This window comes from Alcanivorax quisquiliarum (assembly GCF_023051175.1).
Lineage (GTDB): Bacteria > Pseudomonadota > Gammaproteobacteria > Pseudomonadales > Alcanivoracaceae > Isoalcanivorax > Isoalcanivorax quisquiliarum.
Window position 1 is genome coordinate 105,319 of record NZ_JALKII010000005.1, and the last position, 18,303, is coordinate 123,621.

Here is an 18,303-nt window from a genome sequence, read left to right on the forward strand (position 1 = left end):
CAAGACCGGGCTTGAGCTTGAATCAATGCCGCAGCGCGGGCAGGAAAGTGCCAAACCCGGTAACGGTACCCAGCTCCGGCGCCAGCGCCTCGTTCCGCACTGCCTGCTTGCCGTTGATCAGCACATGCTCCACCAGGCCGGGGTTGCGATTCACCAGGCGCTGTAGGCCGAAATTTTCCATGTCGGCCCAGCTCACGGCGGTGAGGTCCTGGTCAAACGCCTCGGGATTGATAACAACGATATCGGCGCGATCGCCTTCGCGAATGCGGCCGGCTTCCACGCCGAGCCAGTCCGCCTGTTCACCGGTCAGGCGCCAGATGGCTTTTTCCAGCGACATGATCGGCGCGCCATCGGCGTGGCTGTCGAGAATAAGTTTCAGAAAACGCAGCGGCAGGTTGTAGAACGCCATATTACGCAGGTGGGCGCCGGCATCGGAGAAAGTGATCAGCGTGTGTTCATCGGTCACCATCCGTTGCAGCACATCACGGCGGTGGTTGCCCAGAGTGGTGTACCAGCGCAATTTGCGGCCGTGCTCGACCACCAGATCCAGAAACAGATCGACCACATGCACGCCGCGCTCGCGGGCGATGTCGGCAAAATCGCGGCCGATCAGCGTCGGATCGGGGCAATCCAGCACCAGTGCATCACCGAAATCCCGCTGCCAGACGCGTGGGCTGAGTTTTTCGCCATAGAACTTGCGAAAGTCGCGCCGATATTTTTCGTCCTTCAACAGCTTGTTGCGCTGCACCTGCTCTTTCAGATCCAGCGCCATCTCACCAGCGCCGAATTCCTCGAAGAACACCACATCAATGCCATCGGCATAGACAGTGAATGGTGTCGCCAGTAGCTGCCAGCGGAAATCGCCACCCAGCAGGTTCGCTGCCCACGATACCAGCTTCGCCAGCGGGCGGGTGGTGGCGTTGCCCTTCAGGTCCATCAGCGTGATGAGCGTGGTTCGCAGTGGTTTGCCCAGCAATCCCAGCGTCTGCTGGAAATACTGCGTGATCTGAAGCGGGTTGGCGGCGTTCGGCGCGCCCTGATGCACACGGTCACGCTCCCGCAGCAGTCGGTTCAGGCGGCGCAGCTCGCGCCAGCGAGCGTAGGTGCTGGGCAGGCTTTTCGACCAGGCACGGTCGCCGTCCACCTTGTCCCATTTCAGGCACATGGTGGAAAGGCCCACAAACCCCTCATCCAGCGCTTCTTTCAATACATTTTCCATCTGCTGCATTTCCGGCTCGTTGGGCACTACAGCGGGATCGGTGGCGCGCACCAGGCCGAGGGTGGCCACGCGCAGGTCGCTATGGCCGAGCATCGACATCACGTTCGGGCCCAACGGTTGCTGGCGGACGAAGCGCACCCATTCCGCCGGCGTCGACCAGGTCTTGCGCTGGCGCAGCAGCGGCAGCACTTTTTCACGCGGCACGGTTTCAACGCGGGTGAAGATGTCCGAGGCGTCCTCTGCTTCGCTGCACACCATGCTCAACGAGCAGCTGCCGACCATGACCGTGGTGACGCCGTGGCGGACAGATTCCGACAGCGAAGGCGCGGCGATGATTTCCGCATCGTAGTGCGTGTGCATGTCGATAAAGCCCGGGGTGATCCAGCGGCCGGTGGCATCGATCACGTTTGGGCAGCCGTGTTCTTCCAACGGCGTGTCACTGACGCAAGCGACGCGCCCGTCGCGAATTCCCAGATGGCGCACCGCCGCTGGTGCCCCAGTGCCGTCAAAGTAGAGCCCGTTACGCAAGATGATGTCGTAATGCTGTGTCATTGTTGTTTTCCCAGCCCGGATTGGTAGCTACAGCGTAGGCGCTGGGACGCCCGTACGCTTGACATTTGGCGAGTGCAGGCTTGATATTTTGCGAGTCGGAGCAATGGCTTGATCTCAAGGGACGGGGTTAAGCTCAAGGCAACGGCTCGCAGGCACGAGTCAAAGTCACGATTCAAAGCACGCCTCAAAAGCAAAAAACCACGTCTCAAAAAGGAAAACCTGATGCGATATTTCGCCCGCAGTGGTGGTTTGCAGGGGTTTGACGAACTGGTGCAAGAGCTGGGCGGCGATCCCGGCGCTTTGCTGCGCGAGGCGGGGTTGCCTGCCACCCTGTGCAGCAATCCCGATCTCTACGTGCACTATCCGGCGCTGGCACAGTTGCTGACTTTGGCGGCGCACCGTTGTGCCGCGCCTGATTTCGGTGTGCGGCTGGGGCTGCGACAGGGGCTGGAGGTGCTCGGCCCGCTGGCATCATTTTTGTGTTTGCAGCCGAGCATTGGCGAAGCCATGCAACTGCTGATCCGGCATATGGATTTTCATGCCCATGGCGTGCAGCTGACACGCCGGCTTGAAGGCGACGAGGTGGTGCTGCGGCTGGGGTTCGCGTTCGAGGCCGAGGTAGATTGCGATCAGCTGGGCGCACTCAGCGTGCTGCAATTATTACAGGGCCTGCAACAGGTGCAGGCAGTGCCGCTGCCGCCCGAGGGCGTCACGCTGCGCCTGCCGGTGGACGAGACGCTGCTGCGGCGCAAGGCCGGGCTGCAAGGCAGCCTCGTCACCGGCGCGCCGTTCAACAGCTTGCGTTTTCCTGCTGCGCTGCTTGCTCGCCCGGTGGCGATGAGCCCGGCATTGAGAGAGCGGCTGACGCGGCAATGGCAGGCGGAATATGAAGCGGGCGGGCTGGCGCCCCAGGTGAGCCGGGTGATCACGACATTGCTGCCCACCGGGGAGTGCTCGCTGGCGCAAGTGGCGGCCATGATCGGCCTGCATCCTCGCACTTTGCAGCAGCGGCTGAAGCACGAGCAGAAACCATACGGCCAGTTGTTGCGCGAGGCCCGCCATGCCCTGGCCTGCGAGTATCTGGCGCGCACGGACATGGGCATCACGACACTGGCATTGAACCTCGGCTACGACGATGTTGCCGCCTTCAGCCGAGCATTTCACACATGGGCCGGGCAATCCCCCAGCGAGTGGCGACAGGCGCGCCGCCCCCGCTGAGCGGATTGGCTCAACCGCCGCAGGCAGTCACATCCAGTGTCTCGACAATGACGTCCCGGTCCTCACACGGAAGTGTCCGGGACATTTGTCCCTCCGCGCTCAGGCATCCCGCCCCCATCCCGGTGAAGTTGTATTGGGACCCGCGCAGGCCCGCGCCGCGCGGCGTGCCGGGGCAGCGTGCTTCATAAAACACCGTCACGCAGGCCGTGTAATGGCTGATAATCGGTGGCAGGGGAATGGAGGGCAAGGTGCCAACAAGACGATAGGGCTGGTCTTTGCCGTCGCAGGATTTCGCGCCCAGGCGCGTGCCATTCTTTTTCTGCAGTAACCAGTTCTGGTAGGCCTGACGTCGCTCCTGTTCCAGGCGCTCCGTTGCTCGCCGGCGCTCTTCCGCCTGACGCTCACGCTCGGCGGTCGCTGCTGCGGCCCGGCGCTGCCGTTCCGCCTCGGCCGCCTCGGCTCGACGCTGTTGCTCGGCCACGCGTTCCTGTTCGGCGCGCTCCCGCTCTGCCTGTTGTCGTTGTTGCTCTGCGGCAGCTCTGGATTGCGCTGCCATGGCGAGCTGTTCCGCCTGCTGGGCGCGCAATGCCTGGGCCTCTCGTTCTACCTGAGCACGTCGTGCGGCTTCCTCGCGACGTTCCCGCTCTTGCTGTTCGGCAAGCCGGCGCATGACTTCCGCATGACGGAGTTGATTCTCCTGCTGGATGCTCTGCTGCAGTGACCGCATGCTGGTCATGCCGGCATCGCCGCTGAGCACATCCTGATTCCAGGCGTTGATCATGCGGCCGGCATTGTCAGAGCCCAGCTCGTCGGCATTCGAGGCGATATAGGCCGTGCCAGCGATGGCCATGAACGCTCGGGTTCTCGCTTCACTGGCCCGGCGCTTGGCTTCTGCCTCCTGCCGCTGACGCTCGGCTTCCTGGGCGGCACGCAGCTCGGCGAGGCGCTGCGCAGCGGCCTGTACATCAGCTTGCGTCTGGTCCCACAGCGATTGCTGGGACGGGTCACGGATCAGTGGCTGGATGTCGGCCAGTGCCGAGCTGGCACATTGTGGATTATTGGCTTCCAGGCAACGGCCGGCGCTTTCCAGACCGGCGAGAAACGCCTTGCGCTCTGCTTCCAGGCGCTCAGTGCGCAATGTCAGGGCGGTTTTGCCGTCGGCATTACGGAGGGTTGTGTTGGCCGCAAACGCCAGCAACAGTTCGTAAGCGGGCTCGTTGCCATCCCGGGCAGCCCGGTGCAGCAGCGTATCGTTGTCGTCAAAGGTCAGGTCGGGGCTGGCGCCGCGCGCCAGCAGCAGGCGGGCCAGATCAAGGTTGCCCGCTGCCAGCGCCATGGACAGCGGCGTCGCTCTATCTGCCCGCCGCGGGCTGGGCGCAGCACGGGCAGACAGCAGCTGATCAGCCACATTCAGATTGCCCTGTGCGATGGCCAGGTGCAGTGGTGTTTCCTCGGAGTCCACCAAGGTCAGGTTTGGATTGGCGCGTGCCGCGAGCAATGCTTTCACTACCTCTGCCTGGCCGCTGGCGACAGCTTGATGCAGAGGCGTGCGGCTATCCGGGAGACGGACGTTTGGTCGGGCGCCGGCAGCCAGCAACGCCTCGGCAATCTGTGCATGGCGCAGTTCCACGGCCAGCGATAGCGGATGAATGCCTTGCTCATCCGGCTGCTCGGTGCTGGCCTTGGCTTTCAGCAGGGCAGTGACCAGCTCGGTATTGCCGTGCCGGATGGCAGCAAATAGGGGGCGCTCACCGCTGGCGCCGGTTTTATCAGGTGTGGCGCCCGCGGCCAGTAACACGTTGACCAGCGCCGGTCGCTGGGTGGCGGTAGCCATGTAGAGCACTGTCTCCCCGGTGCGCGGCGCCGGCGTATCCAGGTAGGCCTTTAATGCGTGACGAGTGCCGCGTGTTCTCACGCGTTCGAGCAGCAGACGCACGTCGTCGGACATATCTTCATGGCAGCGCGCCAGCAGATGCAGCACCGTCTGCTCGTCGCTGCTACCTACTGCAGGCTGCGTGGTCGCGGCGAGTACCGAGCGGAATACTTCGTTGCCGGGTTGGCAATGCTGCGCGGCGCTGTGCAGTACGCTCCAGCCCATGATGTCAGGCTCCGCATTGGCTGGTTCCTCCGGTGACGTGCTGGTATTGGCGCTTCGGGTCGTCAGGGCTCGCAGCCCCGTGCGCGTGTTCGCAAGGACACCCGCGAGGCCACTGGGCGTATCGAGAGCGAGGTCGAGTGCCTGGAACTCAGTCTGGTCTGGCAGCGTCGCGGTTGGCAGAGGGCTGGCACCCTGTTGTAGCAGGAAGGCCGTCAGCTCTGCGTTGTTGCTCTGTGCTGCCCGGTGCAGTGCGGTGTAGCCACTGGCATCCTGATGATCGAGGTAACGAACCACAGCAGGGTTGCCGCTATGATCCCGCAGGTGGGTTACCAGGGTGCGGGCGGTGCCGAGGATATCGCTCTGGCTGCTCTGCGGGTTCCGGCGTGCCAGCCGGCTCAGTGCGGTCTGGCCGTCCGCCGCCACGGTGGTGGGTGTTGCCCCACGGGCCAGCAGATATTCTACCGTCGCCTTGTAGCCCTGCTCGGTGGCAGGCATCAGCGGGGTTAACTCGGCGGCGGTATTGAGACTTTCAAGATCGGCACCAGCGACGACCAACTCCTGCACTGCGGGCAGCTGGTTGGCAGCGGCGGCTACGAACAATGGCCGCATGTCCTGCTGGTCGGGTAGTTCCAGATCAGCATCGCGTTCGATCAGTGTACGCATGACGGCCAGTTGGCCGTGGGCAGCAGCGATGGTAAGCAGCGGGCGCCCGTGGCTATTGAGTGTGTTGGCGTCCTTGCCACCATCCAGCGCTTTTACCAGTGCGTCGACGTTGCCGGTGCGTGAAGCTTTTTGCAGACTGACACAGCCGTTCAAGGCGGTCAGCAGCATCAGGCCGGCCACCACCGTTTTCATGTTCATATTTTCCCCCGCGTTCAGATCCCCAAAAAATATTTGTAGCAAAAAAAGGTGCGCCTGCGAAAACCGGAAGGATATTTATAAAGCCGCGAGCTTGCTTACCCCATTTGGGGGTTGCTGAAGAAGCCTGCGCCGGCTCAGAGCACGCAGCAGCGCATGTCGCCTGATGCGTGCTTATGTCTTCAAAGGAGAAAGGGTTGCGCTGCTATCGAGTCGCCGAGTTGATCCTGTGTTGCAGGCGTACGATCGTCGGCAGCAGCGGCCCGAGCAGGCCCTTGCCAGTGGTCAGCAGACTGCCGGCGAGGGCGCGATCACGGTCGGCCCAACAGTAGATATTGATAAAGCCAAGGTGCCCGAACGCGTTCGGAGTGCCCGGCCCGTAGACGCTCAGCGCACGGCTGCCGAGCATGAAGCCAGGCGAGAATTCCAGTGGCAGCATCAGCGTCCGGTCCAGGCGCCCGCCACGACCGGTGTGGCCTGTGGCCATGCGCACCGTCTCCGGGCGGAACAGTTGCTGGCCTTGATAACGGCCGTCGTCCAGCAACATCTGGAAAAAACGCGTTGCCTCTTCTGCCGTGGCGTACAAGTTACCCGCCGGAATGGTGACTTGCTGAAAACGAGGGTCGTTCGAGACATCGACGACCTCACCCAGCCCGCCGCCAACCGCATGCGTCAGAAAACGATCGACGGCCGACAATTGCAGGCCGGTGGCGGCATTTTTTGCTGCCGGCAACCCCTCGTCACCAAGACCAAATCGGAAATAGCGCATCCCCATCGGTTTGCGGATCACCCGGTCGAGAATGTCGTTCACCGTCTCGCCCGTGACGCGCTCCATCACTTCGCCCAGCACGAAGCCTGCCGTGATGGCGTGATAAGCCTGCTGGCGGCCGGGTTTTTCCGGCCTGGCCCGGCACATCAGCGCCATGATGCGCTCATGATCAAACAGGTCTTCGGGTGATACCGGCTCGCGGATGCGGGGCACGCCGGCACGGTGTGTCAGCACATGCATCAAGGTGGTGCGGTGCTTGCCCGCCTGGCCATACTCGGGCAGGTAGTGGCTCACGCGCTGGTGCAGATCCAGTTGGCCGCGCTCGGCCAGATGATGGACCAGCATCGCGGTCACCGCTTTGGAGGCCGAAAACAGGCAGATCGGAGTGTCTACGGTAAGCGGCGTGCCAGCTTCCCGGTCGGCCATACCCAGGGTGCGATCGAATATCAGCTCGCCATTTCGGCGCAGCGCCAGGGCCACGCCGGGCGACATGCCGGTACGGTAGATGCCGGCCAGCCCACGCTGGATGCTGTTGATGGCTGCTGGCGAGAGCCCGCCCAGCTCGGGTGCGGCCTCGTCGCCACGGTCGGCGGGGGCAGGGGCGGCACGGGGCGCGGCAAAACGTAGACGGGGCAGTGGCAGGGCCATGGGGGGAAGCGTCTCCAGTCAAGGTGGCGCGCTGGCGGAAAGCGCTAGCGCACTGATTTTGCTGGATTCTACGGCGCCAGCCCGGCGGGTGGCAGGCCGCCGGATGACATCCTTTGGGCATTTTGGGTCAATAGCGGATGCATACAAGCCCTGGCTGTGGCATTTTTCTAATATAGTCATGGGGTTATCGGCGGCCAGCGGGCTTGAATGCGGAAGCTGGCAGCCGCATCAAAAGAGATAACAACAGCGCCGGCGCGCCGTGCGCCGAGGGAGAAGCAGCATGAATACGATCAAGCAAAGCGGGTTTCAGTCATTTGCCGAGTTCTACCCTTACTACTTGCAGGAGCACAGCAACCCGACCTGCCGCCGTCTGCATTTCTTCGGCACTCTGGGTGTGATCGCGCTGGTACTGGCGGTGGTATTGGGCGCCACGCCCTGGTTGCTGCTGGTGGTGCCGGTGTTTGGCTACGGCTTTGCCTGGGTCGGGCATTTCATCTTTGAAAAGAACCGGCCCGCCACCTTCAAGCACCCGTTCTACAGCCTTGCTGGTGATTTCGTCATGTTCAAGGATATTCTCACGCGGCGCATCGCCTGGTGACACCCGCGATCGACGCCTTGAGAAAGGCGTGTGTGGCATTTCGGATTCATCAGTACGCCCATGCTGGGGAAGCATCTTCATGTAGCGGCGCGGCGTGGGGCGCGGAGGCGGTGGCCAGATTGGGCGTGCCGGCTGGCCGCGTGTTCAAGACATTGGTAGTAGAGAACGACAGCGGCGCGCTGGCGGTGGGCATCGTGCCGGTGGCAGGCCAGCTTGATCTGAAGCAGCTGGCGAAGGCACTGGGCTGCAAGAAAGTCGGGCTGGCGACACCGGATCGGGTAGTCCGCAGCACAGGATATGTGCTGGGTGGCGTCAGCCCGCTGGGGCAGAAGCGGCGTTTGCCTACTGTCATTGATGCCAGTGCGCAGCACTTCGAAACAATCTTCATCAGTGCCGGGCGGCGCGGGCTGGAGCTGGAACTCACACCCGACGACTTGGCGGCGCAGCTGGCGGCACGGTTTGCGGATATCAGGCGGGCGTAGCCGCTGCGGCTTTGGTGCGCAAGCTGTTTTTCCATGTGAGGCCAGCCCGTTTTGAAAGGCTGGCTGATCCGGCGCAGGACAGCTCCTGATCGAACTCATGCCGCGGGCGAATCTGCGGGAGGCGAGCGCCTCAAGCTCCGTCTTGCATGCCCGCCTCGGACGCCAGTCTGAGCGGCGCGCTGTCAGGTTGCAGAAACTGATCGACACCGGCGCGATAGCGATAGAGAGAGCCCGCATTTTATCTGCTGCACGCCACGCGCTACGAAAAAATATCGCGGCTAGGCGATCACGCCGGTTTTTTTCAGTGCCTCCCAGGTGCCGGCGTCCAGCCCGAGCCCATCCCGTAATACTTCCTCGTTATGTGAGCCCATTGCCGGCCCTGGCCAGCGGGTGCGGCCGGGGGTGCCGTCGAGCTTCGGCATCATCGCCGGGATGCGCAGGGGCTTGCCGTTGATCTCCACCTGCTCGAACAGCCCGCGTGCGTGAAAGTGCGGATCGTTGAACATATCGGCCACGGAATAGATCGGGCCGGCGGGCACACGCGCATCTTCCAGACGTTGCAACAGGCGGCTGCTGTCCAGGCTGGCGCACCAGACGGAGAGCGCATCATCGATCATCTGCTCGTGCTCAACGCGCCCGGCGTTGTTGGCCAGCCGGGGGTCATTGGCCAGATCCTCGCGCCCCGCGGCCAGCATCAGGCGCTTGAAAATCGAATCGCCGTTGCCGCCGATAATCACGTAACGGCCGTCTGCGCAGAGATAGGTGTTGGTGGGCACGATACCGGTCACGGTGGAGCCGGAAGGCCCGCGCACCACGCCGGCGCCGTCGAACTCGGGGATCACCGCTTCCAGCAGATTGAACACCGCCTCGAACAGCGCCACGTCGATCACCTGCCCGGTGCCGCCGCGCTCGCGCTCGAACAGCGCCAGCACGATACCCAGTGCGGCATTGATGCCGGCCAGCGTGTCACCAATGGAGAGATTGGGGCGCACCGGGCGCTCGCCCGGCACGCCGTTGACGTGGCGCAAACCGCCGATGCCTTCGCATACCGAGGCAAAGCCGGGTTTGTCCGCGTAGGGGCCGTTCTGGCCGTAGCCGGAAATGCGCGCATACACCAGGCGAGGGTGGTCAGCGCGAAAATCTTCCGGGCCGAGCTGCCAGCTTTCCATGGTGCCGGGGCGAAAGTTTTCGATCACCACATCAGCACTTTCGATAAGCTGGCGTGCCAGTGCAATGCCCTCCGGTTGTTTCAGATCCAGCGTCACGCATTTCTTGTTGCGCGCCAGGCTGCGCCACCAGAACGAGGTGCCGCCCTCGTCAAGCTTGCGCCAGTTGCGAATCGGATCACCACCGGGCGGCTCGATCTTGATGACCTCAGCACCAAAATAGCCCAGCAGGGCGCCGGCAAATGGCCCGGCAAGCAATTGGCCCAGCTCGATCACGCGGATACCTGCCAACGGCAGGCGAGATTCGGTGGACATGCGCAGTCTCCTTCACGCCTTCTTGATTGCCCCGGCCCACGACGCGGCAGCAGGCAAAGGGGCCGGGTCTTGTTATCCTTCTGCCCCCAACGGGGCCGGGCTGGCGGCCCGAAAACTCCGGGTATCATGGCGCCAGTCACGATGAACAAGGGGGGCAGATTATGACAGCGCCATCAGGATTGACAGCGCCGGTGCATTTGACGCGCCGGCTCACCGCATTGCTGCCGGAGGCCGCGCTGGCAGTGACTTCTCCACCCGGCGCTGCTGTGCTGCGCCTGTGGCTGGTTGCCGATACGCTGGCACACCAGCCACTGGCGCCGGAAACCATCAATGCATTGATGGAGGAACCGCCGTACTGGTCGTTCTGCTGGGCCTCCGGGCAGGTGCTGGCCGGCTGGATTCTGGATAATCCGCAAGCGGTGGCCGGGCGCACGGTAGTGGATGTGGGAGCCGGTTCCGGCGTGGTGGCACTGGCGGCAGCGCAGGCTGGTGCGCGGCGTGTGGTTGCTTGCGATATCGATGCCGATGCCCGCGCCGCCGTACAAGCCAATGCCGCGCTCAACGGGCTGACAATAGCGACCTGCGCCGCGCTGGAGGATTGCCTGCACGAGGCCGAGGTGATCACCGCTGCGGATATTCTTTACGATCGGGATAACCTTGGCCTGCTGGACGTTTTTCGCAATGGGGCAAGGGCGCCTGCGGTGTTGCTGGCCGATTCCCGCATTCACGATCTTGATCCGCCCGGCTATGAAAAGCTGTGCGCGGTGGAATCATGCACCTGGCCGGATCTGGGCGAGGCACACGAATATAATCAGGTGCGCCTGTTTCACTGCCCGGCCGGGTAAGAGGGCGCGATGCACCGAGGGCGTGATATCAGGAACCTGCGTCCATGGTGCCGGTCGAAGCGGTTATTGTTGGGGTGGTTTTATCCATACAGATGCTGGCGATATGCCGGCCGAATCAGGAGGTAATCATTTTGCGAGCCGATCATCTCTGGCGCCTGCCGGTGCCGGCTGTCCTGTGTTTACTGGCGATGCTGGTCAGCCTGCCGGCGCAGGCAGCGTTGCCACGCGCTACCGCAGAAGGCGAAGTGCTGCCGTCGCTGGCGCCCATGCTGGAGGAGGTGTCGCCAGCGGTGGTCAACATCGCCACTTATGCGCGGGTGCGTGCGCACCAGAACCCGCTGATGCAAGACCCGTTCTTCCGCCGATTTTTCAATTTGCCGGAGCAGCAGCCGGGCGAGGCACCGGAGCGCCGCACCCGCAGCGCGGGCTCGGGCGTGATTGTTGATGCCGCCAATGGTTACGTGCTGACCAACGCGCACGTGGTGCGCAATGCCGACGAAGTCGAAGTGACGCTGGTGGACGGCCGCACCTTGAAGGCCGAGGTGATCGGTGCTGATAGCGGCGTCGATCTGGCAGTGCTGAAAGTGGATGCCGGCAATCTTGTCGAGATGCGGATTGCCGACTCGACCACGTTGCGCGTGGGTGATTTTGTCATCGCCATTGGCAACCCGTTCGGGCTTGGGCAAACCGTCACCTCGGGGATTGTTTCGGCGCTGGGCCGCACCGGGCTGCGCATCGACGGCTACGAAAACTTCATCCAGACCGATGCCTCCATCAACCCCGGCAACTCCGGCGGTGCGCTGGTGAATCTGCGCGGTGAATTGATCGGCATCAACACTGCCATCATTGCGCCGGCAGGGGGCAACGTGGGTATCGGCTTTGCCATCCCCACCGAGATGGCCACCAACATCATGACGCAGCTGATCGAACACGGCGAAGTGCGGCGTGGCGTGCTGGGTGTGACGGTGCAGGATCTCGGGCCTGAGCTGGCCGAAGCATTCGATGTGGCGCAAAAAAGCGGTGTGGTGATCAGCCAGGTGCTGGAAAGCAGCGCCGCCGCCGAGGCCGGGCTGCGGCCGGGTGATATCGTCACGGCGGTGGATGGCAAGCCGGTTACGCGAGCGGCTGATCTGCGCAATCGTGTTGGCCTGTCGCCAGTGGGCGAACAGATCCGGCTGGATATCCTGCGCGACGGGAAGAAGCGTCAGGTAGTGGCCGTGATTCGTGAAACCGGCGGCAAGAGTGCTGACGGCCAGACGGTATCGGCGCACTTGCGCGGGGCCAGCATTCGTGACCTGCGCGACGGCGAGCTGGATTACGCCAGCAGCGGCGTGCTGGTAGAAGACGTGGAGAACGGCAGTGCCGCCTGGCGTGCCGGGCTGCGCAGCGGCGATGTGATCATCAATGTCAACCGCCGTGATGTGGCAAACCTGGATCAGCTGCGCGCTGCGGTGCCCGATCAGAATGCTGCCCTGCTGCTGCGGCTGAACCGCTCTGGCGGAATGTTTTATGTGGTGATTCGCTGACATGCCGCACCCGAGTATCCCACGGCTGTATCGTGTGGGTGCTCGGGTAAAGCTGCCGAAGAGAAACGCCTGAAAACTATCGAAGTACTGTGTTGTAGGAAGGTATCAAAGAAGGGCATCACGGCAAGACGCTGAAGGAAGATAGCAAAGAAAGGCGCGAGAGGGGCAGGTCAAAGGAGCATGCTGAAGAGAGTATCGCAGGAAGCCACTGCGAGAGCGGCCGCGTGAAACAGATGCAGCCGAGAGTGCGCAGCATGACGACGGCAGTAAAGCAGTGATGCCGTAAGCAGTGATGCAGTAAGCCGTAAGCAACGTGTGTCATACAGGCAGCGGCGGTGGGGTAGCCCACCGCCGTTTGCCGTTTTTAAACGCCCATCAGATCCGCGGCTTTCTCGGCAATCATCACCGTTGGAGCATTGGTGTTACCGCCGATCAGCGTCGGCATGATCGAGGCATCCACCACGCGAATGCCCTCCAGCCCATGCACACGCAGGCTGTCCGGTGCCACCACGGCCATATCGTCGATACCCATCTTGCAAGTGCCTACCGGGTGGTAGATGTTGTCGCACTTGCGGCGCAGGAAATCGCGATAATCGTCGTCGCTCTGCACCGCCTTGCCGGGGAATACTTCGTCGCCGCACCAGGGCTTGAGCGCCTCCTGGCGCAGCACATCGCGAATGATCTTGGCGCCGCGCACCATGGCTTCCATGTCGTCCGGGTGCGTCAGGAAGCGCGGGTCGATCACTGCGTTGTCGCTCGGGTTGGCGCTGTTGAGCGTGATGCGGCCGCGGCTTTTCGGGCGCAGGATGCAAACGTGTGCGGAATAACCCCAGCCCATTGCAAACAGCCAGTTCAGGCCATGGTTGTCGAGCATTGCAGCGGTCAGATGCAATTGCAGATCGGGGATCGGCTCTTCTGCACGTGATTTGATAAAGCCGCCGGATTCCGCCACGTTCGAGGTCAGTGGGCCATTGCGATGCCGCACGAACTGCCACAGCGCCTTGATGTGTTTCGGCAGTGCGAACGGTGACAGGCTCAGGGCATCCTTGATCAGCGAACGCTGCACCAGCAGCACGTCCGGGTGATCTTGCAGGTTTTCACCCACGCCCGGCAGCTCGTGTTGCACAGTGATATCGTGCCGTGCCAGTTCCTCCCGTGGGCCGATCCCGGAGAGCAGCAGTACTTGCGGTGAGTTGATAGCGCCGCCGCACAGCACGGTTTCGCCGGCTTCAACGCGTTCGGCACGGCCCTTGCGTGTGTATTCAGCGCCGATCACGCGCTTGCCGTCCAGGATCAGCCGGCTGACACGGGCGGCGGTAATGACCGTCAGGTTGCTGCGCTCCATGGCCGGATGCAGATAGCCGCGCGCCACGCCCCAGCGCTCGCCGTCTTTTTGCGTTACCTGATAAAAGCCGACGCCTTCCTGGGTGGCATTGTTGAAATCATCGGTCAGTGGCAGGCCGGCCTCGGCGCAGGCCTTGATAAAGGCATTGCTGACCGGGTGGTGATAACGCAGATCTGCCACGTTGAGCGGGCCGCCGACCCCATGAAACTCGCTGGCGCCGCGTTCCTGATTCTGGCTGCGCTTGAAGATCGGCAGCACGTCGTTCCAGCCCCAGCCAGCGTTGCCCAGTGATTCCCAGTGGTCGTAATCCCACGGATGGCCACGGGTATAAATCATGGCGTTCACCGCGCTGGAACCACCGAGTGTCTTGCCACGCGGAATATACAGCTCGCGGTTATGCAGCTCGGTTTGTGGCGCGGTGTAATACCGCCAGTTGCGCTTGTTGGAGCGCATCAGGGCAATGATACCCGCCGGAATCCGTACCAGCAGGCTGTTGTCATCTGGGCCGGCTTCCAGCAGGCACACTTTGTTATTCGGATTGCGTGACAGGCGCTCAGCCATCACACAACCGGCGGAGCCGCCGCCAATGATGAGGTAATCGAATGACATAACGTGGAATCCTGTAATGTAGAAAGCAATGCAAGCCAAACCCGACAACATTGTATTGTAGGCAGACACACCTGTTCACTGAACTCTATTTGTGACCGTTTGGTCAATATGCCAGCACCCATAGCGTCCCTGTTGATAGCGCAATATGCGATAGCGCGATTTGCCAGGGCCGCAGGCAGACGGGCGCTTCTCCCTTGCAGCACCCGACGCACCTGGTTTGCTCGGCATTGATCACACCCCCGGAAAATCTGCCGTGGCTGGCAAAATGCCGGTATCCGTGTGGTGCACTTTTTCGCACTTTGTCAGCGCAACAGAAGGCGCTGAGCTTGTGATAATGTGAACAGCATGGTTATTATTTCGGCAGCTTTCGTTGCGCCGCCGCCTGTTCAGTGTCTGATTCAGTGCCTGACCAGCGTGTGGCGACCAGCGCCGGGCTGGCCCATGGCCAGGGCCGGGCGCACGAATTTTCCGCAGCCAGGCTAAAAGGGTGCGGGCCGCGCTCGCAACGTGCTTTCCCCGGTCGAAACCGTGCGGGTGAGTCAAGCGAGCATAAAGTGAAACGCGGCCGCCTGTGCCTGGCTGATACAGCGTTTACGCCTGCTCCGTGTGTGCAAGGCATCCGGTGTTCCGGCAGCTGGCTGATGCGTGGCTGCGGCCCGGCTCGCGAAGGCAGCACGGAAGCGGCTCATTGCCATGCGGTAGTCATGTTTCTGCGCTCTGATTGAGCAGCGCAGAAGCCGCTGCGTTTGTCTCACGTTCGAGGCAGGCAGCCGCTGGCGGGTAAAGCGCGGTTCGGGTTGCAACGGGAGCTGATATGTCCGCACGTATTCTCAGGCTGGATATCGCCGGCAAGCCAATGGAATGGCTGCACTGGCAGGATGCCGCCTGCCTTTACGCCAGGGGGTTGGTGACCTGGACGCTGGGCGATGTGATCTACCGGGTGCGCGGTGGCGTGTCGCGCTGCACGGGGTTGCGCTCGGAAATGCAGCTGCATTCCATCATTGCCTGCAATGGCCGCCTCAACCCGCACCCGCGCACGCGTCCGCCACTCACCAACCGCGCCCTGTTTCGCCGCGATCAGAACACCTGCCTGTATTGCGGCCAGAGTTTCGACGATGGTCAGCTGACGCGCGATCACATCGTGCCCACTTCACGCGGCGGCCGCGATACCTGGCTGAATGTGGTGGCCGCCTGTCGGCGCTGCAACCAGCACAAGGGCAACCGGTTGCTGGAGGAGAGCAACCTGGAGCTGCTGGCGCTGCCGTATGTGCCGAACATGGCGGAGTATCTGGCGCTGATCAACAGCCACCGTATTCGCGGCGATCAGATGGAGTTTTTGCGCAGCCAGTTTTCGCGGCAGAGCCGGTGGCTGGAAGGGGCCTTGCCTGCGGCGTGAGCTGGCGCCCGTGGCTCGGGTCAGAGTAAGAATGAGAGGTAAAAAAACGGCGCTCCAATGGAGCGCCAGAAGTTTTTTGCTCGGGAGAGCTATCACGGAGAATACACTCCAGATCTGGGAGGGACACTCTCCAGACCCTCAGCCATGCTGTTAGCTGAGCCGCCAGTGTAGGTATTTTGGGTGTACGGTCATTCGCTGAGATGACATTGTTGTGATGCCTGCCAGCCAACCCGACAACCTGTGTCGTCCTCGTGTGTTCCTTGCTCGGTTCAAAGCCTGGCGCCAGGGTTGAGAATATCCAGGAATATCTCGGCGAAGGCCCAGGCGCCCTCGCGGCTGAATTGTTGCCGGTGATAACGAAACGACAGATGCAGGTGATCGTCCAGCGTCAGCGCGCCGAGCGCCAGGCCCATGGGCATTCGGCAGGCGGGCGAATACCACAGCTCCCGCAGCGCGACGTCGCTGCCCGCCGGCAGCGGCGAACGGATCGCGCCCAGATTGCCCAGTGCGGTAGTGCTGCCGATACGGTTGCCGCTCAACGGCAGCAGTGCCGGGATCGCCTGGCGCATCCAGGCGGGCAGGCCGCGCAGCTCGTGCATCAGATCCACCAGCACCGCCATGGTCACGCTTTCTTTCAGGTTGCTGGTCTGGCGCGTGATGGCCTCCAGTAGCTGATCGAAATCTGTGCGCTCGCCAGCACGGGATATCACGTTCACCCACATTGAGAGATTGCTGGCCAACTCGTTTCGGTAGGCTTCTGGCCGGGTGTTCATCGGCATGATCATGCTGATGCGGCCGGTTGATTGGCCGTGCTCGGTGTTCCAGCGCTGGATCGCGAGATGCAAGGCAGCAGCGAGCAGATCATTGATAGTCGCACCGCCGCAGCGCAGCGCTTGCAGGTGGGCGGTCTGCGCCGCACTGAAGCGCACCGGCATGAAACTGAAGCCGGTATCGTCTTCCTTGCCTGCCGTGGCGATACGGGCCGGTGGGCTCAGCGTGGTGCCGAGCATTTCCAGCAGGCGGTTCAGCCGGTTGAAGCCGTCGCTCAGCAGCCGCTGATCCGGTTCGCGGCCGGCTTCCCGCGCGGCAAGCAGATCTTGCTGCGGTTGCGGGTCACCGAGGCCGGCGTAGGCGCGCAATATGGATACCAGGAAGCGATATAGCCCGACGCCGTCGCTGGCGGTATTGCTGAGGTTGATCATCAGCACGTCGCCCCCGCCACCGCAATGCGCCAGCGTGCAGCGGAACGGCGGCGGCTCTGCCAGCGGAATCGGTGAGCTGTGCAGCGCCGTGCGCGCCTCGTGCAGCGTTTCCTCGTGGCAGTCGTGAATCACCCGTAGCGGGGCTTGTACAAGTTCGTCATGCAGCCGCCACTGGTAGTCGGTCGAGCCTGCCACGGGTGGCGCAAGCGATACCCGCATCATCGGGTGCCGGTGTGCGGCATCGAGAATGGCGCGGCTCAGACGTTCCTCGTCCAGCGGGCCGCTGACGCGCACTTCCAGCTGCTGGCCCAGCGGTGACGCAGGGTTGTCCAGATGCAGCAGCAGTTCATCGTAGACATTGAGTGGAAACTGTTTCGGCAACGAGGCACGCATGGCTGCCCTCCCTGGTAGTGCCGGTGATGGCCCGATTCTATCGTCAGCGCGCCGGGCCCGACAGGCTGCCGCGACGGTAGCGGCTCGCCGGCAGGCTCATAACGTGGCGCTGGCGGTGAGATATTCCGGCAGATGGCGGATCAGCCAGCGCAGCCCCTTGCCGGCGCTGTCCACGCGCCAGCCCATATAAACCGGGAACGGTGCTGGCGGTGTGTCCACTTGCAGCAGCACCAGCCGGCCGCTGTCCAGCAGTGGCCGGGCGATATTCACCGGCAAGGTGCCAATGCCTAGCCCGGCTTCCAATGCGCTGGCCTTGCTCTGAAAATCGCTGACGGTCAGCGTTGGTTGCAAGTGCGTCAGGCGAATAGTGCGCGCCGGGTTGCTGCGCGAGGTGTCGGCCACGGCAATGCCACGGAAACGACTGAGCTGGTGGCTATCCAGCCGGCCCATTTTTACTGCCGGGTGATCCGGGCTGGCCACATACAGAAACTGCGACTGGCCGATTTCCTGCACCCGCACGCCTGGTAGCGTGCTGTCCGGGCGGCCGCCGATACAAATAGCCGCACGGCCCTCGGCCAGCGCTTCCCAGCCGCCGCCCAGTGCCTCGCTGATGAGCCGCAGCGTGGTGCCGGGAGCAGCGCCATCAAAACGCTGCACCATCGGCCACAGCAGGGAAGGGGGGAAAATCACGTCCATCGCCACGGTGATGCGGCTCTCCCAGCCGGTTTCCAGTGCGCGTGCCTGCTGCCCCAGATTGGCAGCCTGTTGCAGCAGTTGGCGGCCGCCGTGGAGCAGCAGCTCGCCGGCGGCGGTCAGCCGCGCCTTGCGCCCGGAGCGGTCGAACAGGAGCGCACCGACATCCTCTTCCAGCTTCTGAATGCTGTAGCTCACCGCCGAGGGCGCGCGATCCAGCTCCGCAGCGGCGGCGGCGAAGCTGCCACGCCGGGCGATGGCATCCAGCACTTGTAACGCATCCAGGTTCAACATGGGGCGCCTCACCACTGTTCAGTTTTTTTGATGTTATGCGTCATGTTTGACCGGTTCAAGTTCTCCAGGCTGCGTAT

Annotated in this window: 13 protein-coding genes; 6 read left to right on the forward strand and 7 right to left on the reverse strand. The window is 62.9% G+C overall.

Features of this window, described 5'->3' with window-relative positions; translation table 11 throughout:
- Nucleotides 1–22: 22 nt before the first annotated feature.
- Nucleotides 23–1,771: an N-acyl-D-amino-acid deacylase family protein gene (locus tag MU846_RS08995; protein ID WP_246951858.1), complete on the reverse strand. Its 1,749-nt coding sequence runs from the start codon at nucleotides 1,769–1,771 to the stop codon at nucleotides 23–25.
- Nucleotides 1,772–1,993: 222 nt separating this feature from the next.
- On the opposite strand from MU846_RS08995, the gene MU846_RS09000 reads away from it, so the two are divergent.
- Entirely contained in the window at nucleotides 1,994–2,989 is a 996-nt protein-coding gene (locus tag MU846_RS09000) for a helix-turn-helix domain-containing protein (RefSeq protein WP_246951860.1), read from the forward strand.
- A 10-nt stretch (nucleotides 2,990–2,999) separates the two neighbouring features.
- On the opposite strand, the gene MU846_RS09005 is transcribed toward MU846_RS09000, so the two are convergent.
- Both MU846_RS09005 and MU846_RS09010 read right to left on the reverse strand, forming a co-directional pair.
- On the reverse strand, nucleotides 3,000–5,948 hold the full coding sequence (locus MU846_RS09005; protein ID WP_246951862.1) for an ankyrin repeat domain-containing protein: 2,949 nt from the start codon (nucleotides 5,946–5,948) through the stop codon (nucleotides 3,000–3,002).
- A gap of 202 nt (nucleotides 5,949–6,150) precedes the next feature.
- A complete protein-coding gene (locus MU846_RS09010; protein ID WP_246951864.1) occupies nucleotides 6,151–7,362 on the reverse strand; it encodes a serine hydrolase domain-containing protein in 1,212 nt (403 codons plus the stop codon).
- A gap of 280 nt (nucleotides 7,363–7,642) precedes the next feature.
- Here MU846_RS09010 and MU846_RS09015 point away from each other — a divergent pair, with 280 nt between their 5' ends.
- Both MU846_RS09015 and ybaK read left to right on the forward strand, forming a co-directional pair.
- Nucleotides 7,643–7,960: an Mpo1-like protein gene (locus MU846_RS09015; protein WP_246951866.1), complete on the forward strand. Its 318-nt coding sequence runs from the start codon at nucleotides 7,643–7,645 to the stop codon at nucleotides 7,958–7,960.
- Nucleotides 7,957–8,442 (forward strand): Cys-tRNA(Pro) deacylase, encoded by a 486-nt coding sequence (gene ybaK / locus MU846_RS09020; protein ID WP_246951868.1) that lies wholly within the window; start codon nucleotides 7,957–7,959, stop codon nucleotides 8,440–8,442. The genes MU846_RS09015 and ybaK overlap by 4 nt, the downstream gene beginning before the upstream one ends.
- 278 nt (nucleotides 8,443–8,720) lie before the next feature.
- Here the strand turns inward: ybaK and MU846_RS09025 are convergent, their stop codons facing one another.
- On the reverse strand, nucleotides 8,721–9,923 hold the full coding sequence (locus MU846_RS09025; protein ID WP_246951870.1) for a CaiB/BaiF CoA transferase family protein: 1,203 nt from the start codon (nucleotides 9,921–9,923) through the stop codon (nucleotides 8,721–8,723).
- Nucleotides 9,924–10,084: 161 nt separating this feature from the next.
- Here MU846_RS09025 and MU846_RS09030 point away from each other — a divergent pair, with 161 nt between their 5' ends.
- On the forward strand, nucleotides 10,085–10,768 hold the full coding sequence (locus MU846_RS09030; protein ID WP_246951872.1) for a class I SAM-dependent methyltransferase: 684 nt from the start codon (nucleotides 10,085–10,087) through the stop codon (nucleotides 10,766–10,768).
- A gap of 188 nt (nucleotides 10,769–10,956) precedes the next feature.
- Nucleotides 10,957–12,294 carry a DegQ family serine endoprotease gene (locus MU846_RS09035; RefSeq protein WP_246952095.1) on the forward strand — a complete coding sequence of 446 codons (1,338 nt, stop codon included), beginning with the start codon at nucleotides 10,957–10,959 and terminating at the stop codon, nucleotides 12,292–12,294.
- A 364-nt stretch (nucleotides 12,295–12,658) separates the two neighbouring features.
- On the opposite strand, the gene MU846_RS09040 is transcribed toward MU846_RS09035, so the two are convergent.
- Entirely contained in the window at nucleotides 12,659–14,248 is a 1,590-nt protein-coding gene (locus tag MU846_RS09040) for a GMC family oxidoreductase (RefSeq protein ID WP_246951875.1), read from the reverse strand.
- 814 nt (nucleotides 14,249–15,062) lie between these two features.
- Between MU846_RS09040 and MU846_RS09045 the strand changes: the two genes are divergently transcribed.
- Nucleotides 15,063–15,644, forward strand: coding sequence for an HNH endonuclease (locus tag MU846_RS09045; protein ID WP_246951877.1), 582 nt, complete (start codon nucleotides 15,063–15,065; stop codon nucleotides 15,642–15,644).
- 269 nt (nucleotides 15,645–15,913) lie between these two features.
- Here MU846_RS09045 and MU846_RS09050 read toward each other — a convergent pair whose 3' ends face one another.
- Together MU846_RS09050 and MU846_RS09055 are read right to left on the reverse strand one after the other, a co-directional pair.
- Nucleotides 15,914–17,239 carry a condensation domain-containing protein gene (locus MU846_RS09050; RefSeq protein ID WP_246951879.1) on the reverse strand — a complete coding sequence of 442 codons (1,326 nt, stop codon included), beginning with the start codon at nucleotides 17,237–17,239 and terminating at the stop codon, nucleotides 15,914–15,916.
- Nucleotides 17,240–17,335: 96 nt separating this feature from the next.
- Nucleotides 17,336–18,226 (reverse strand): LysR substrate-binding domain-containing protein, encoded by an 891-nt coding sequence (locus MU846_RS09055; RefSeq protein ID WP_246951881.1) that lies wholly within the window; start codon nucleotides 18,224–18,226, stop codon nucleotides 17,336–17,338.
- Between the last annotated feature and the right edge of the window lie 77 nt (nucleotides 18,227–18,303).

Bases quoted from the DNA above. Each gene is read 5' to 3' on its own strand.
- MU846_RS08995 (WP_246951858.1), bottom strand. From the start codon at position 1,771: ATGACACAGCATTACGACATCATCTTGCGTAACGGGCTCTACTTTGAC.
- MU846_RS09000 (WP_246951860.1), top strand. From the start codon at position 1,994: ATGCGATATTTCGCCCGCAGTGGTGGTTTGCAGGGGTTTGACGAACTG.
- MU846_RS09005 (WP_246951862.1), bottom strand. From the start codon at position 5,948: ATGAACATGAAAACGGTGGTGGCCGGCCTGATGCTGCTGACCGCCTTG.
- MU846_RS09010 (WP_246951864.1), bottom strand. From the start codon at position 7,362: ATGGCCCTGCCACTGCCCCGTCTACGTTTTGCCGCGCCCCGTGCCGCC.
- MU846_RS09015 (WP_246951866.1), top strand. From the start codon at position 7,643: ATGAATACGATCAAGCAAAGCGGGTTTCAGTCATTTGCCGAGTTCTAC.
- MU846_RS09025 (WP_246951870.1), bottom strand. From the start codon at position 9,923: ATGTCCACCGAATCTCGCCTGCCGTTGGCAGGTATCCGCGTGATCGAG.
- MU846_RS09030 (WP_246951872.1), top strand. From the start codon at position 10,085: ATGACAGCGCCATCAGGATTGACAGCGCCGGTGCATTTGACGCGCCGG.
- MU846_RS09035 (WP_246952095.1), top strand. From the start codon at position 10,957: ATGCTGGTCAGCCTGCCGGCGCAGGCAGCGTTGCCACGCGCTACCGCA.
- MU846_RS09040 (WP_246951875.1), bottom strand. From the start codon at position 14,248: ATGTCATTCGATTACCTCATCATTGGCGGCGGCTCCGCCGGTTGTGTG.
- MU846_RS09045 (WP_246951877.1), top strand. From the start codon at position 15,063: ATGTCCGCACGTATTCTCAGGCTGGATATCGCCGGCAAGCCAATGGAA.
- MU846_RS09050 (WP_246951879.1), bottom strand. From the start codon at position 17,239: ATGCGTGCCTCGTTGCCGAAACAGTTTCCACTCAATGTCTACGATGAA.
- MU846_RS09055 (WP_246951881.1), bottom strand. From the start codon at position 18,226: ATGTTGAACCTGGATGCGTTACAAGTGCTGGATGCCATCGCCCGGCGT.